At 61.1% G+C, this 14405-nt stretch carries 13 protein-coding genes and 1 pseudogene; 6 read left to right on the plus strand and 8 right to left on the minus strand.

Annotation, left to right across the window (positions count from 1 at the left end; translation table 11 throughout):
• Nucleotides 1-176 precede the first annotated feature (176 nt).
• The 3 genes from GWC77_RS07080 (at nt 177) to GWC77_RS07090 (ending at nt 1746) form a co-directional block, all read left to right on the plus strand.
• A complete protein-coding gene (locus tag GWC77_RS07080; protein ID WP_254366852.1) occupies nt 177-902 on the plus strand; it encodes a YdcF family protein in 726 nt (241 codons plus the stop codon).
• A 175-nt stretch (nt 903-1077) separates the two neighbouring features.
• Nucleotides 1078-1326, plus strand: a complete 249-nt coding sequence (locus GWC77_RS07085; protein ID WP_173256191.1) for a hypothetical protein — start codon at nt 1078-1080, stop codon at nt 1324-1326.
• Between the two features lie 162 nt (nt 1327-1488).
• A complete protein-coding gene (locus tag GWC77_RS07090) occupies nt 1489-1746 on the plus strand; it encodes a DNA-binding protein (protein ID WP_173256192.1) in 258 nt (85 codons plus the stop codon).
• A 446-nt stretch (nt 1747-2192) separates the two neighbouring features.
• Here the strand turns inward: GWC77_RS07090 and bamC are convergent, their stop codons facing one another.
• The 3 genes from bamC to GWC77_RS07105 form a co-directional block, all read right to left on the minus strand.
• Nucleotides 2193-3392, minus strand: coding sequence for an outer membrane protein assembly factor BamC (bamC, locus tag GWC77_RS07095; RefSeq protein ID WP_173256193.1), 1200 nt, complete (start codon nt 3390-3392; stop codon nt 2193-2195).
• Between the two features lie 134 nt (nt 3393-3526).
• Nucleotides 3527-3763: a hypothetical protein gene (locus GWC77_RS07100; RefSeq protein WP_173256194.1), complete on the minus strand. Its 237-nt coding sequence runs from the start codon at nt 3761-3763 to the stop codon at nt 3527-3529.
• 70 nt (nt 3764-3833) lie between these two features.
• Nucleotides 3834-4250 carry a hypothetical protein gene (locus tag GWC77_RS07105; RefSeq protein ID WP_173256195.1) on the minus strand — a complete coding sequence of 139 codons (417 nt, stop codon included), beginning with the start codon at nt 4248-4250 and terminating at the stop codon, nt 3834-3836.
• 621 nt (nt 4251-4871) lie between these two features.
• Here GWC77_RS07105 and GWC77_RS07110 point away from each other — a divergent pair.
• The 3 genes and pseudogenes from GWC77_RS07110 to GWC77_RS07120 all read left to right on the plus strand — a co-directional run bounded on the left by GWC77_RS07110 (nt 4872) and on the right by GWC77_RS07120 (nt 9015).
• Nucleotides 4872-5507, plus strand: a pseudogene (locus GWC77_RS07110) (PDDEXK nuclease domain-containing protein).
• A gap of 301 nt (nt 5508-5808) precedes the next feature.
• Nucleotides 5809-6441 (plus strand): bifunctional 2-polyprenyl-6-hydroxyphenol methylase/3-demethylubiquinol 3-O-methyltransferase UbiG, encoded by a 633-nt coding sequence (locus GWC77_RS07115; protein ID WP_173256196.1) that lies wholly within the window; start codon nt 5809-5811, stop codon nt 6439-6441.
• A 360-nt stretch (nt 6442-6801) separates the two neighbouring features.
• Nucleotides 6802-9015 carry a bifunctional diguanylate cyclase/phosphodiesterase gene (locus GWC77_RS07120; RefSeq protein WP_254366853.1) on the plus strand — a complete coding sequence of 738 codons (2214 nt, stop codon included), beginning with the start codon at nt 6802-6804 and terminating at the stop codon, nt 9013-9015.
• A gap of 113 nt (nt 9016-9128) precedes the next feature.
• On the opposite strand, the gene GWC77_RS07125 is transcribed toward GWC77_RS07120, so the two are convergent.
• From GWC77_RS07125 to GWC77_RS07145, 5 genes are all read right to left on the minus strand, one after another.
• Nucleotides 9129-9575, minus strand: coding sequence for a hypothetical protein (locus tag GWC77_RS07125; protein ID WP_173256198.1), 447 nt, complete (start codon nt 9573-9575; stop codon nt 9129-9131).
• A gap of 193 nt (nt 9576-9768) precedes the next feature.
• Nucleotides 9769-10710 carry an ornithine cyclodeaminase family protein gene (locus tag GWC77_RS07130; protein WP_173256199.1) on the minus strand — a complete coding sequence of 314 codons (942 nt, stop codon included), beginning with the start codon at nt 10708-10710 and terminating at the stop codon, nt 9769-9771.
• An 18-nt stretch (nt 10711-10728) separates the two neighbouring features.
• Nucleotides 10729-11787, minus strand: coding sequence for an asparaginase (locus GWC77_RS07135; RefSeq protein ID WP_173256200.1), 1059 nt, complete (start codon nt 11785-11787; stop codon nt 10729-10731).
• Nucleotides 11787-13037 carry a D-amino acid dehydrogenase gene (locus GWC77_RS07140; protein ID WP_173256201.1) on the minus strand — a complete coding sequence of 417 codons (1251 nt, stop codon included), beginning with the start codon at nt 13035-13037 and terminating at the stop codon, nt 11787-11789. The genes GWC77_RS07135 and GWC77_RS07140 overlap by 1 nt, the downstream gene beginning before the upstream one ends.
• Nucleotides 13038-13199: 162 nt before the next feature.
• Nucleotides 13200-14282 carry a GlxA family transcriptional regulator gene (locus GWC77_RS07145; RefSeq protein WP_254366855.1) on the minus strand — a complete coding sequence of 361 codons (1083 nt, stop codon included), beginning with the start codon at nt 14280-14282 and terminating at the stop codon, nt 13200-13202.
• Nucleotides 14283-14405: the final 123 nt, after the last annotated feature.

Here is a 14405-nt window from a genome sequence, read left to right on the forward strand (position 1 = left end):
ATTCGGGAGCGATGGTCCGGAACATCCGGCGTCGCCGTATCATCGATACTGTCCGTGATTTACGAGCCCCATTCCGGGGGGCGGCGCCCCGTTACATCGGCGTCGCCGATGCGCCGCGGCTGGATCGACCGCCTGCTCACTCGTGGATCCCGAACCCATACGTTACCGCATTCGAATTGATCATATTCACTTTATTCGCGCTTTTTTTTGCGGTTTTCGTGCTGTGGCGCCGCGCACGCCTCGCAGTCGGTCCGTCCGCCGTCCTTCTGTTGTGGCTGCTCGCCGCCGGGTGGCTCGCGGCGCCTTTGCTCAATGCCGTTCAGGCACGCGCGCCCGACTCATCGCCTGTCCGATTCGGTTCGCGCACGGTCATCGTGCTGCTCGGAAGCGGCACGGAGTACGACGCGCGCGGCCGGCTCATACCCAAGAAAGATGCCTCGGCTCGCATCGTGAAAGCCGCGTCGGTGTACGCCGAATGCAAAGCGGCCGTACCGCACGGCGAATGCCGTGTCCTCGTGAGCGGGGGCAATCCCCAGCGACACGAGGCGAGTGAAGCCGACACCTACGCGCCGTATTTGCTGCGCTCGAACGTCGCGCGCGCAGACCTCGTACTCGAAGACGCGAGCCGCAACACTTACGAAAACGCCAAATACGTGGCACGTATGCTGCGCGATCGACATTACGATTCGTTGATACTGGTCACGTCGGCTTACCAGATGCCCCGCGCGCTGCTCGATTTCGACCGCTTTGGGCTCTCGGTACAACCGGTCATCTCCAATGCGCGCAAGGTGCGATGCGGCGCGCTGCCGCGCTTGTCGAACCTGATCAATGCGAATATCGCGCTGCACGAGCTGATTGGCATCGCCCAATTCCACGTTTACCGGGCCTTGGGGTGGTTTTGATAAAGGCAACTACGATGGAAGCATGCGGCAATTGAATGTAACGACATGTAACGGAGCGTCTCTTTTGCCTTACAAAGGAGTCTGGCTCCGAATATGCTCGCTAGAATGCAGTGTCCCGAGAACGGGCAGTATCTCGACCATCACCTATCTACCTTTTTCGCAACGGAGGCAAATAATGAAGAAAGCGTCCCTGACTGTCCTGGCTTCTCTTTCGATGCTCGCCGGTGCCGCCTATGCGCAGACCGAAGGCGTCCAAATGAGCACTGACCCGGCCAAGGCCGCGGATGTCGAGCAGCGCGCGCAGGCACTTCAGTCGCAGCAGGAAATGCAGTCGCACGAGACGATGCCGATGGACCATAATGCGAAGCCGACGCGGCATCACAAGAAGGCAATGAAGCACAAGAAGGCCGAATCCGGCGAGTGACGGCGTTGCGGGGCGAGCCCCGCGCAACAGCAACGAAAGCCGAACCGGCCGCGCCGGCTTCGGCTTTTTTTATAGCCGGAACGGTCCGCCCCGCTGTGCTAAAGTCGCGCTCCGATATTTCTTTGCCAATACTCTCGACGCACCCCGGTGCGGAGGAAAAGCATGAGCAACATCCAACTGGACATCGAATGGACCGAGGCCGCGTCGCGCAAGATCGAGAAATTGATGCCGCGCGGCTCGCAAGAGGCGTTTCTCGCATTGCCGCCTATCGAGTGCCTGCCCATGGAAGGCGATGTACTCTTTCTCGGGCCCGCGGGCAAACAGCAGCCATTCATCGTCGTCGAGCGTCAATACCATCACGACGGCGAAGCCGATTGGACCATCGTTCTGATTCTCGACGTCCCCAATACCTCGCATTGACCTGACGTTGGTTGGCTAAGCCGGCCGCACGACAATCCTCGGACCACGGAAAAAGACCCGCGTTCCGAGGAACGCGGGTGAAACCGTCGCCCTACGAGGATGGGCGACGGGGCCATCGTGTCCGGCATGCTTTCTCGCGCCGGCCATGCCTTTTCCGTTCGATATCGCACCGCTTGATACGGCTAGTCCGCGGCTGCCGGCTCAAGAGAGCAGCTAACATGCCAGTCGCGCAGCAACCGCCAAGTCGCTGATTCACATCGACAAATTACCGCGACCAAGCGCACAGCCGACGCAAGGGCGCGATGTTACGGGGTAACGTCACGTGACAAAGGCCGTGACGCGCGCCGCCCATAGCCGATTCATCCCGTAGCGACGACGGTCCCCACAAGAAAAAACCCGCCTTGCGGCGGGTCTGTGCGGGATGCTTGCTTCGGGGCGATGCAGGATCAGTGCAATTGGTCCTCGAGCAGTCCCATGATTTGCCGGGCTTGCGGAGTCGACTCGACATTGCCTTTATCGTCGACGACAGCAACGCGGGTTTGATTGGGCGTCAGCGCACGCACGTTGATGCGGTATTGCTTGGCGATCTTTTCCTTCTTGCCGTGGAACACCTGGTTCCAGAAGCCCTGCTTATCCGCGCTCAAGTCTTTGGGGTCGACGTAGCGGATGTAATAGAGGCCGCGCGTGCGGTCTTTGTCATCCACCGTAAAGTTGCTTCGGTCGAGCGCGATCCCTACGCGAATCCATGCGTTGTCGTAGCCCTCGCCAAGTTCGACCTCGGACGTTGCCGCCTCGCTGCTCGCCGCTTGCTCTCGCTTACTGGACTGTGCGGTAAACGCGGCATTTTGCGCAGCAATCGCCGCAGCGTCGGACTTCGCCTTGCCCGCCTTGGCAACGTCCGCATCGTCAGCGGGTTCCGCGCCGAGCTGGCTGGCGCCGCGCGAATCCGCCCGCGCGAGGGTTGCCATGAGACGTTTCAGATACTCGGTCTCGAGCGCGGGATCGTTCGGCTTCGGCTGCCATGTGCTCGTATCGTTGTGGACGCCTTCGAGCGCTTCGCGCATGCCCTTCTGACTCACGAACACATAGGTGCCGCCATTGGGCGCGGTATCGAGGCGCGTCCGATACTTGTTGCGCTCCGCGGCGACGTACGAGTTACCCATCGCCTTCGACAGCGTGTTGCGAACGAGACCCTGGTTCACTTCCGGGCGCGTCTCGTTCCAATCCGTTTCCATGACGTGCTTGTCGCGCTGATCGACGACGAGCAGGAAGCCCTGTTCTTGCCAGAAGCGCCGCACTTGCGGCCAGACCTGATCCGGTGTTTTGCCGTCGATCACGAGCCAGCTCGCCGTGCCGTCGCGCTGAATGTGCATGCCGGCGACGGGGGGAACCACCGCGGTTTCGGATGGCGCGGCCTTCTGCACCTGACGCAGCGAGGAAAGCGAAGTCTGTCCGCCGAGAGGCGGCAGCGAACGCTGATCGGAAGTCTCCTCGAGCAGGTTGGGGGGAACGGCAAGGGATGCCTGCTTCGATTTCGAATCGCTCCGGTAGTCGACCTGGGTCGGCGACGGGGAACTACAACCGGCAACGAGGCCGCCGGCCAAAACGAGAGCTGCGAACCGCGAGGTAAAACGAAGATCAGTCATGTTCGGGAAATCCTTGCGCTTTCGCCACGGGTATTTCCGTGGATCAGCCGCGCATTTTACCGGTCCCGGACCGTCGTGTGTAAAACCGGCGCCACGCGCCCTCTCGTTCGCGCGCGGAACGCCGGTTCCGACGGTCAATGTCGCGGCTCGCCGTGCGAAAGAATCCAGCCCAGCGCGGCCGATTTTGCCGCTTCTTCAGCCTCGGCTTCGGTCGCGAACGGGCCTTGCGTCACATGCACCACATGGCGTTCGGCTTCATCGGTGCCGTTACCGCCTACCCGAAAGCGCGCCGCAAATCCCTGCGCCGCGGCGGGCACCACTTCGATGTCGACATCGACGCCCTCGATCCGATGGGTCACGAATCCGTCCATCTCTATCTCCTTCATCGCGCTGGCGTTCAACGATCGTAGCATTTGCCACGCCGCGCTCGTACGGGGTTCTTCAACCGCTGGTGGATTCGTCGTCGGCATCAGCGTCTGCAGGTTTGGCCATCTCTGTCGGAGCGAGCCAATGCGTCGAGACGAGAGCGTCGCCGTTGAACGTGCATTCGAGTGCGGCGGCCCGGCCGCGCATTTTGGGGCGTGCAGCGCTTGCCGTTGCGACCGCGCCCGATGCCGCCACCGATACCTCGCTTGCCGCGGCGGGCCGCTGTAATGCGCCTTCGACGACGACTCGCGAGCCACCGATACCCACGCCTACGTTCGAAATCTTGAGGTGATCCTGAGGGGAAGCTTGAGCGAGCTCGCTGCGCATCCGCGTTTCGCAAGCGCTCGGGTTCTTATAAAGCGCACAGCCGCCTGCCAGAAATGGCATGACGAGAAGCAGCCCGGCGAGCGGTGCAATTCGGATCTTGTTCATCGGCGGATGGATTTTTGCGGGCGATCATTTTAACGCTGTGTGCGCTGGCGTGCGTCGGGCCGCGCCGATGGTAGAATCGCGTCCACCCTGCCCGGGTGATGAAATTGGTAAACATAGCGGACTTGAAGCAATTGAGTGCCCGGCTGGAAACGGTCGGTGCAGAACCCTTCAAATTCGGCGAACCCCCTGGTGCATGACATCTGTTCGGTATGGGTGTCAGGCGGCCGAGGCAACGCCGAGCCAAGCCCGGTGTGCGTCGTGACCGATGCGCGCCGCGGAAGGTGTAGAGACTAGACGGGGGGCGCCTAATGCTGCGCGGCACATCTCGGAGATGTGGCCGGCGATGGCGAAGGCATAGTCCAGCGCACGAACGGCAATGCAGTACCTGAGCGCATCGCCGGCATCGAAAGATGCAGTGTGAAGAAAATCCGCCGCCTAACGGCTTGCCGGTTCGAGTCCGGTCCCGGGCACCAGATTTACGCCATAACGCATTGACTTATCGAGAGTTTTGTCGGCGCGTGCGTAAATTTGGCGTAGTTCGACGCTACGATGATCGCAAGCGGAGCTCGCCTGGGATAATGCCCACATCTGCTGATCAACGCTGCGCGCACGGATCGCTGCATGACCAATTCTCCAAGCCCATGGGGCGATGACGATTACCGTCAATGGCTGACCGAGCTCAAGCAACGGGTCGAATTCGCACGTCAACGCGCAGCGGCCAGCGCAAACCGTGAACTCGTCACTCTTTACTGGCAGATCGGCCGCGATATCTTGGACCGCCAAAAAGGTCAGGGCTGGGGTGCGAAGGTCATCGACCGGCTTGCTCGCGATCTAAAAGCAGCTTTTCCCGACATGCAAGGGTTTTCACCGCGCAACCTCAAGTACTGTGAGCATTGGCCCAAGCATGGCCGATGCCCGCAATTGTGCAACAGGCCGTTGCACAATTGCCTTGGTCCCATATCGGTCGAATTGAAGGCGACGCCCTTCCGTCCCGAATACGCTGGCCAACTCAACTTTTATCTGTCTGCGGTGGACGCGGAGCTAAAGGGGCCCGAGGATCAGCCGACGATCGGCTTGCTCTTATGTCGAGAGAAGAACCGGCTGGTCGCAGAATACGCATTGCGCGGGATGACCAATCCGATGGGCGTCGCGGAATACCAGCTTCTCCGCCAGGTGCCGACGCCGCTCGAAGCAGGCTTGCCGTCGATCGACCAGATCGAGGCGGAACTCGGCCCCGACCTTCCCGGCGTGGACTGACGATCGCCTAAAGAGAGCGTACGCTACTAAGACAGATGGGCACACGCTGCATTTCTGCCAAAGCGTCGACTGCTTCCGGCCAATTCCTCGGATTCTGTGACGCGAATCGGCGAGACTATCGGCCCGAAGGATTGGAGAACCTGATTGGTTATCAGTCCAGGCTTTTGCGGCGCATCGATGGGCCGAGTCCGCGCCCGCGGTACGGAGAGGGCAAGACGGTCGACTACCATCGAGCAAGCTTTGTCCGGGATTGTTTTGGGGGTTTTCCTGATAAAGAAAGGCAATTTGGAGACCTTTTCGCATGACACTCACCGCTGGCGACCTCGAACGAATCAGCACCGTTACGCTGCAGCACTATAACGCGCATGCGGAGGATTTCCGCGAAGGCACGAGCGACCACGACGTCTCGCAGAACATCAACGCTCTTTTACGTCATATCGCCAGCGAGCCGCCTTTTGCGATCCTCGATTTTGGCTGCGGGCCGGGGCGGGATCTCAAGGCGTTCACCTCGCGGGGACATCGCGCAGTCGGCCTCGATGGTGCCGAACGCTTCGTCGCAATGGCACGCGCCGAGACCGGCTGCGAAGTGTGGCATCAGGATTTTCTGCACCTCGATTTGCCAGTTGCACGCTTTGACGGCGTTTTCGCCAACGCCAGCCTGTTCCATGTTCCGAGTCAGGCTTTGGCACGCGTGCTGCGGCAATTGCACTCGACGCTAAAGCATGGCGGCGTGCTATTCAGCTCCAATCCGCGCGGCGCGAACCAAGAAGGCTGGAGCTACGGCCGCTATGGCGCGTTCCATGATCTCGAAGCATGGCGCCGACACATGGCGGATGCGGGATTCCTCGAACTCGAGCACTATTACCGGCCCCCTGGCTTGCCGTGCGAGCAACAGCCTTGGCTCGCCAGCGTGTGGCGAAAGCCGTCCGCTTGAAGTGCCACGTACGTTGGCGAACTTCGATGATGAAACACTTATGTTTGTCAGATCGAGGGGCGCCTATACTCTTATCGTCTGAGGAGATTAAATTCAACGAAGATTTGTTGCAGCAGCAACCCATCGCCGGATCGGGATTGCGGGGGAGAGCCTGGCGTGCGTTTTCAATCAAGGATCCATTACGAACAGGGTCGGTCTGGCCCTTGCATGGAACCGCACTGGCCGCCAAGGCGGACACGACCCGGCAGGCGCGCAGCCACTGCCTCGGCCGGCGCGTGGCATTTGTCCAGGAACCACCACTGGGCCGGAGAAAGGCACCGCGCGACTGAGCAACTCGGTGCGGTTAATCGCCGTGTGCTGATGATCAATCACAATGACGCGACTCACCAGATTTTCCGCCAGATCCTCCTGGGCTGTGAAATTGCGCCGACCACAACCCAGACGTCCTTCTTCGGCGAGGTTCCAGCCTCGAGCGAAGTGTTTCAGATCGATTCCGCGTATCCGGGCGAGGATGCGCTGGAGCGGGTCGCGCGTGCGCTGGCCGAGAACAAGCCCTATGCAATGGCCTTCTTCGACATGCCTATGCAGCCCGGCCCCGACAGCCTTCGAGCCCTCGACCGACTCTGGCAAGTGGATCCACAGTTGCAATTGGTGCTGTGCAGCTCGCATTCCGATTACCCCTGGGGGACGTTGACGGGGCGCCTGGGCGCAGACCATCGCGTGCTCATTCTCAAGAAGCCGTTGGACAACGTTGAGATCCGCCAGGCGGCCTGCGTGCTGACCACGAAGTGGCAGATGACCAAAGCGGCGGCATTCAAGACGAGCAGCCTGGAAGAGGCTGTCGAGGGAAGAACCAAAGCGCTTGCGAACGCCAATGTCAACATCCAGGACAGTCCAGTCATCCTTTACCGTCTGCGTGGCGAGCCTTCGTTTCCGCTCATCTACATTTCGCATGGCATCACCCACTTCGGCCACGATTGCACTGCCTTACTGGTCTCGCAGTCCTGGGCCAACGAGCTTGTCGATCCGGACGACCACGCCAAGGTCGATGCGGCCCTCGCGCGCGTCCTGGAAAACGACGCCGGCGACATCTCGATCGAGTTGCGCTTACGCACTGGTGGCGGCGCTTGCCGTTTCGTCGAGAATCGCTACGTCCCAGTCCGCGACAAGCGTGGGCGGCTAATCGAAGTTGAAGGGATCATCGTCGACATCACCGAGCGCAAGGCAGCGGAGGAAAAGATGGCGCGCTTGGCCCCCACCGATACGCTCACGGGTTTGGCGAATCGGGCCAGCTTCCTCGCGCGTTTGCGCCGGGCCTTTGCTGCCGCCCAACATTGCGGCATGCCCTTTGCGATCCTCCTTGTCGATCTCGACCATTTCAAGCGGGTCGATGACAGACTGGGTCACCCGATCGGCGACCTCCTGCTTCGAGAGGCGGCAAAGCGCCTCAGGAACTGCACGTGCGAAAACGATTTTATTGCCCGCCTGGGCCGCGACGTATTTGTCGTGCTGCAGAGCGAGATGGGCGAGCCGACGAACGCCGGGGAACTGGCTGCGAAACTCCAAACGGCGCTGGCGTATCCCTATGTGCTCAATGGAAACGATGTGCGTATGTCGGCGAGCATTGGCATCTGTCCGTATGTCCAGGACGACAGTGATGCGGACGCCATGCTGGCGCTGGCCGAGTTAGCGCTCCTGCGTGCAAAGCGCAACGGTGGCAGCCGGTGGCACTTTCATTCCAACGAACTCGACCGAGAGGTGCTCGAACGTGTCGCACTCGCCGCGGACTTGAGGGGAGCGATCGATCGCGGCGAGTTGGAACTCCGGTACCAGCCCGAGGTCGAGTTGTCCTCCGGCAATATCTTAGGGATGGAAGGGTTGATTCGCTGGCATCATCCCACGCGGGGCGTCATTTCCCCCGGTGTTTTCATTCCGATCGCCGAGAGGGACGGCACGATGGCAGCGCTCGGACATTGGGTTTTCGACCAGGCGTGCCGGCAAATGAGAGCATGGCGCGTTGAGGGGGTGGCCCCGCTGATGATCGCGATCAATCTGTCTCTATTCGAACTCAAGAGCGCTCAAGCGTTCTTGCGCGATGTCACTGAAACCGCCGCGAAGTGGCATCTCGCGCCCTCGGATCTGGAGTTCGACGTGACCGAGGCTACGCTGGCTAGGCTGTCGTGGGCACATAACGACGTACTCGCCCGGCTACATGAACTCGGCGCGAAGATCGCCATCGACGATTTTGGTAGCGAATTCGCGTCGTTTGACTATATCAAGGCTTATCGCGTGAACCATCTCAAGATTGCGCAATCTCTCGTCCAACGGTCCACCAGCGATCCTGAGAGTGCGGCGACGATCTGTGCCATCGTTACCTTGGCGCATGATCTCGGGATTGGAGTCATTGCACAAGGCGTGGAGACCGAGCAACAGCGTGCGTTGTTGGCTGCGACGAATCGGGCGACGAATGCGCAAGGCTTTCATTTTAGCGAAGCGGTGGGGGCAGCTCGAGCCAGTGAGCTCCTGCGTCAAGGCCACATCGCGCCATGCTCGGGGTCTTGTTTGGAGGAGTAGCCGTTCGATCGCGGTGGCGGCTCAGCTGCTCAGATTCAGCCTGCCACGTGGAAGGTATCGCGCAGCCACTGCGCGAATGCCCTGACCCGCGATGCCTGAACCACGCGCCCAACTCAATGCCCTTCGCATAGCACAGCTGTAATCAAGAGGGGAACCACTTCATGAATAATGGCGTCGCTGCCCGCTTGGCGAACGCGCGCCTCGACCGACTCGGCAGGGCCCGTTACTACCACGCCGTACGATGACGCCGTAGCCGGATGGCCACTTCCCTGTTTGAACATCGCATCGTTCGGTTCATACCCGAAGACCGCATAGACGCGAAAGCCGAATGCCGTCAAATCACTGCCGTGCGCTGGCCGAAACGCGTTGACCGAGTTCGGCTCAATGCGCATAGGCTTCGCCTCGATGGCCTTGTCGCCCACAAGCGCGGCGATGAACTCGTGCGCATTCGATTTACAGTCGAGTTGCGGATCGAGCGCATGGGCATCGCAGAGCACCGGAGGCAGTCCAGCGCCCAACGCCGTAACGAGGGTTAGCGTGTTGAAGGTGACCTTTCCCATCGTAGCCACGCGCGTCGTTCTATCAGATTGCATACTCGCACGCCCAGCATTTGGCGTCGGTACGGTAGCGCTCCATGTTGCGCGCCACACGATGCATGGGCGAAGGTCACAGCCGGCCACTTGCTAGTCCGCCATCGGCCACGGGGAGACATTCGCCGGTGTCTCAACCGGGACATCTGGGCGTCTGGTCCCGTCAAAGAACTGGCCCGCCACATTCCGCCGCTGCCATTGCCCTGCGCGTGACCAACTCGCCGAGCGCAACATCGGCAAGCGCAATCCCAAGGGATTTGAAGACTGTTATTTCGCCACGCGCTCGCTCCTGGTCATAGCCATTGGCGATGACGTCGCCGAGCTCCACAATGGTGCTCCAGTCAACCATCCCCGGCGCCGCCATCAGTAGATCCCCCGCCTCTTCCTCTGCCTGCGCGAGCGATTCGACGACGATCATGCCGGCTCGAGAAAGCGTCGTGTCGTCGATTTCGCGCGCGCTCGGCTTGCTGGAGCCGATCGCAGCGACGAAGGTTCCCGGCTTGAGGTTGGCACCGTCGAAGAGCGGTATGGTGCTGCGCGTAGCGGTGACAACGACGTCGGCTGCCTGCACCGCCATGTCGGACGTGGACGCCTCGAAGCATACGCCAGCGTAGCGTGCCTGCATTTGCGCAACCGCTTCCTGCACGCCCTCGCTGCCGACAATCAGCACGCGCTCGATGCCCGATTTGTCGGCGAGAGCCCGGATGTGCGCTCTTGCCTGCACGCCGGTTCCGAATATCGCGAGCACCTTCGCGTCGGCGCAGCCGAATGCGTCAAACGCAATGCGGGTCACCGCCGCTGTGCGATATTCCGTGAGCGCTCCGCCATGGATGATGGACAGCAATCTTCCATCATGTGTGGAGAACAAGGGAATCACGAAGTCGAAAACCCCCTTGTGCGTCGAATATACCTTCGCGCCGCACACACCAGCGCCGGGCAAGATTGCTCCCATGGTACTCAACGACACGTCTTCGCCGAGCGTCCGTACGCGCGGCTGGATCTTCGCTCTTCGGCTGCCTTGTTCAGCAAGCGCGAAGCGCAGCGCTTCAATGGCGTCGCTCATCGTGATCAGGCGGCGGACCTGATCGTCGGTAACTATGTACATTGTGTTTTCTGGCAGGGGTCAAAAGCGATAGAAGGCTGCCTGCAGTGCGCGGCGCTCGTCCGGATTGCTCAGCATCGCCAGCATCAAGAGAATGCGAGCCTTTTGAGGCGGCTGATCGTCGACGACGATCCAGTCATAATCGTCGTCAGGCTGTGCGCCGTTGCGGATCACTACGCCGCTCCCTGTCCGTGAGGCCCTCACTACGTGCAGCCCCTCACGCGCTGCCTCCCGCAGCGGCTCGACCATATGTTCAGCGATGTTGCCATTGCCAGTGCCAGCGAATACAAGGCCGCCCGCATCCGCCGCAATGGCGCGGACCAGTTCACTCTCAAGCGCGCCATAGGCATATACGACGACGACTTTCGGCAACACCTCGATGTCGTCGATGGACCACGGCGTGGAAACAGTGTGATCTCGCGATGGCGTACGGTAGTAGCGAGGCTTGCCTTGGATCACGTAACCGAGCGCGCCGTAGGGCGAGCCGAATGCCTCGAGCTTGAAGCTGTTTGTCTTCGTGACGTCTCGAGCAGTATGGATCTCCTGGTTTGCGACGACGAGCGTTCCTTTTCCATGCGAAGACGGGTGAGTGGCTACCGCAATCGCATCGTAGAGATTCAGCGACGCGTCGGAGCTCATCGCCGATGGCGGCCGCATGGAGCCGACCACGACGACGGGCTTCACGCTCTTCAACGTCAGATGCAGAAAGTACGCGGTCTCCTCAATGGTGTCGGTGCCATGCGTGAGAATGACGCCGTCTACCGTATCGTTCTTGAGTATCTCGGATATCCGCTTCCCGATCATGAGCAGGTGCTGTTCGTTGAAGTTCTCCGAGCCTCTCTGCAGTAGCTGTTCCGCGCTCAGGTTCGCAAGCGACGACGCTTCCGGAATGGCTGACAGGATTTCATCGATCGTCAGCACGGAGCATGCGTAGGAGGAGGTGTCGACGGCGCTTGCGCCACGGCCGGCAATCGTACCGCCCGTGCCGATGACCACAATGTTGGGCTTGTCTTTCATTCGGTATCGATTCGAGGAATTTGTGAGGGAGGACAGCCGCGCGTCACACCTTGTACGGCCCATTAAACGAGCGAGAAAAGGTTGGACAACGACTGATCGGGCTTTCCGTCGATCCAACCCGTGAGCAACGCGGCCGACCCGGCGGCCAACGTGAAACCGAGCGCGCCATGTCCAATGTTGAGCCAGAGATTCGGATAACGCGTGGGCCCGATAATCGGCGTGCCGCGTGGCGTGGCGGGACGCAGCCCGGTCCACTCCGTCCCCTCGGCGTGATCGGCTACGACCTGAGGGAACAGCGCGGCGACCTCCGCACGTAGCGCGGCAACGCGCGACGGATCCAGCTTGAGGGAGTAGCCGTCGAAGTCAGCCATGCCCGCCACGCGCAACCGGTCACCAAGACGCGCATAGACCACTTTGCGTGAGAAATCGGTGACACTCAACGTCGGCGCGATCGACTGCGGTCCCAGCGGGTAGGTCAAGCTGTAGCCCTTCAGCGGATAAACAGGCACGTGAAGGCCCAAAGGCTGAAGCAGATGCGTTGCGCCGGCCCCGGCAGCCACGACGACATGGTCCGCTTCGAGCGCCCTGCCACAGCTGCGCGCCACGATGTGTCCGCCTTTGGCGACATCCAGTGCGTCGATGCGCGTATTCATCGAAAACCGCACGCCGCGCGCCCTCAAAATGGCTTCGAGACCTTTGCTGAAGCGATGGCAATCGGCTGTATCTTCGCTGCGCGTATAGATGCCGCCGACGATCCGTTCGCGCACATGAGCCAGCGCGGGTTCGAGCGCGACGCATTCGTCGGCGGATAGCGCCTCCTGCTCGCAGCCGAGCGAGCGCTGAAAATCGAGCAGATCGATGGCGCCTTGCATCGCAGCAGCGTCGCGGTGCAGGACGAGCTTTCCAGAGTGCTGAAAGTCGAAGTCGAGCGTGGGTTCGTCGCGCACGAGTTGGTGCATGAGCGCACGGCTCGCGAACGAGAGCGAGAGCAATTCGCTCGTGGTGAGCTTGCAACGCCGTTGCGTGCAAGCGAACAAGAATTTCAGGCACCAGAGCCACTGCTCCGCGCTCACGAACGGTCGAAAGCGCACCGGCGAGTCCCGCCGAGTGAGCCACGCGGGCAGCTTCGACAATACGCCCGGCCCCGCCAGTGGCGCGACGTAGCTGTACGATAACTGGCCACCGTTGCCGAAGCTGGTTTCGGTGGCCACCTCACCATGCCGGTCGATGACGATGACCTGATGTCCGGCCCGGTTCAAATAATAGGCGCTCGACAGACCGATGACACCTGCACCCAATACGGCAATCTGCATGTCGCTTGTTTCCCCTGTTTCACGGCCCACTCACATGAGACAGGATGTTGAGCCAGGCGACACCAGCGGGATTGCACCGATGAGCAAAAAAATAGAAGAAACGCGACAACGAACCGCCGCCGGACAGGGGCGCGCTGATGGCATCGCCGCCGTCGCCGAGCTTCAGTCTTCGGTTGGACCTGTGCGCGAGCCGCGCAGCTTGCCCGGCGTCACGCCGTAGGTCTCGCGGAAGACCCTGATGAAATGCGCGGAATCAGCGAAACCGCACTCGTATGCGATGTCCGTGACCTTGCGCCCGGTGTTCAGCAGCATCCAGCGTGCGTATCGTAGCCGCATACCGCGATAGAACTCATTCGGCGATACCTTCATTTCGGCCACGAACGCCCGCTCGAGCTGACGGACGCTAGTGCCGATCATCTTCGCGATCACCGCGATATTGAGCGGCGCTTCGAGGTTTTCCTCCATGAGCAGCGCAGCATGGCGGACGGTTGCGTCGTCCACCGACAGGTAGCCAAGTGCGCGGCGGCGCTCGATGAACGATGCGCCGGCCTGCCGGCTGACGGTCATCTGGTGAATCACCTTTGATGCGCGGTCAGGTCCGCAATGCAGATTGACGAGCCGCGCAGCGAGCTCGATGACCGAGATGCCGCCCGCACACGTGATGCGATCCCCGTCGATGAGGTAGTCGGCATGCGTGACGACGCGTAGTCCAGGAAACCTGTCGCGATAGTCGTCGAAGTGAAAGCTGTGCACGCACGCGACGTGATCCTGCATGAGTCCGGCATGGGCGAGGACGAAGCTGCCGGTGCAGATGCCGACCAGCGGAACGCCCGCTTGCGCAGCGGCGCTCAGATAGTCCCAGTAGCGCCTGTCCACCTTATCGAGATGCGGCAGCAGGCCGCCGATGACGACGATGTAGTCGAACTGCCCGACTTCCGGAAAGGCCGCCTGCACCGGTACAGCGATTCCGCAGCTCGATTCGACGGTGGTGTCGTGCACGCCAATCGTCGTCCAGAGACAGCGCAACTGGCGACTTTGATCGCTGCGATCGGCAGCGTGACGTAACGCGTCGCAGAGCCCGCCGAGCGACAGGAGCGGAAAGCGCGGCCATAGCAGGATTCCGACGTTGAGCTCCGCGCCGGCGCGCCCCTGGGGCGAGTCGGTTGCCGTAGAAAGTGAGTCAAGCCGCTCCACCAGTTTGTGGGCCGGCGGCGCTTTGGCCGGGGGAACGTCGGAGGAAACCATGGGCGGCGCGAATGATCGGTGTGACGCCATTATAGGACCGCACGACACGCATCGCCGCTGTCGCATTTCTTCTGTTTTCTGGCAAATCGGTGCAATGCCGCTAGTTTGTGTCCGCATAAATTT

Source organism: Paraburkholderia sp. NMBU_R16, from assembly GCF_013282575.1.
Taxonomy (GTDB): domain Bacteria; phylum Pseudomonadota; class Gammaproteobacteria; order Burkholderiales; family Burkholderiaceae; genus Trinickia.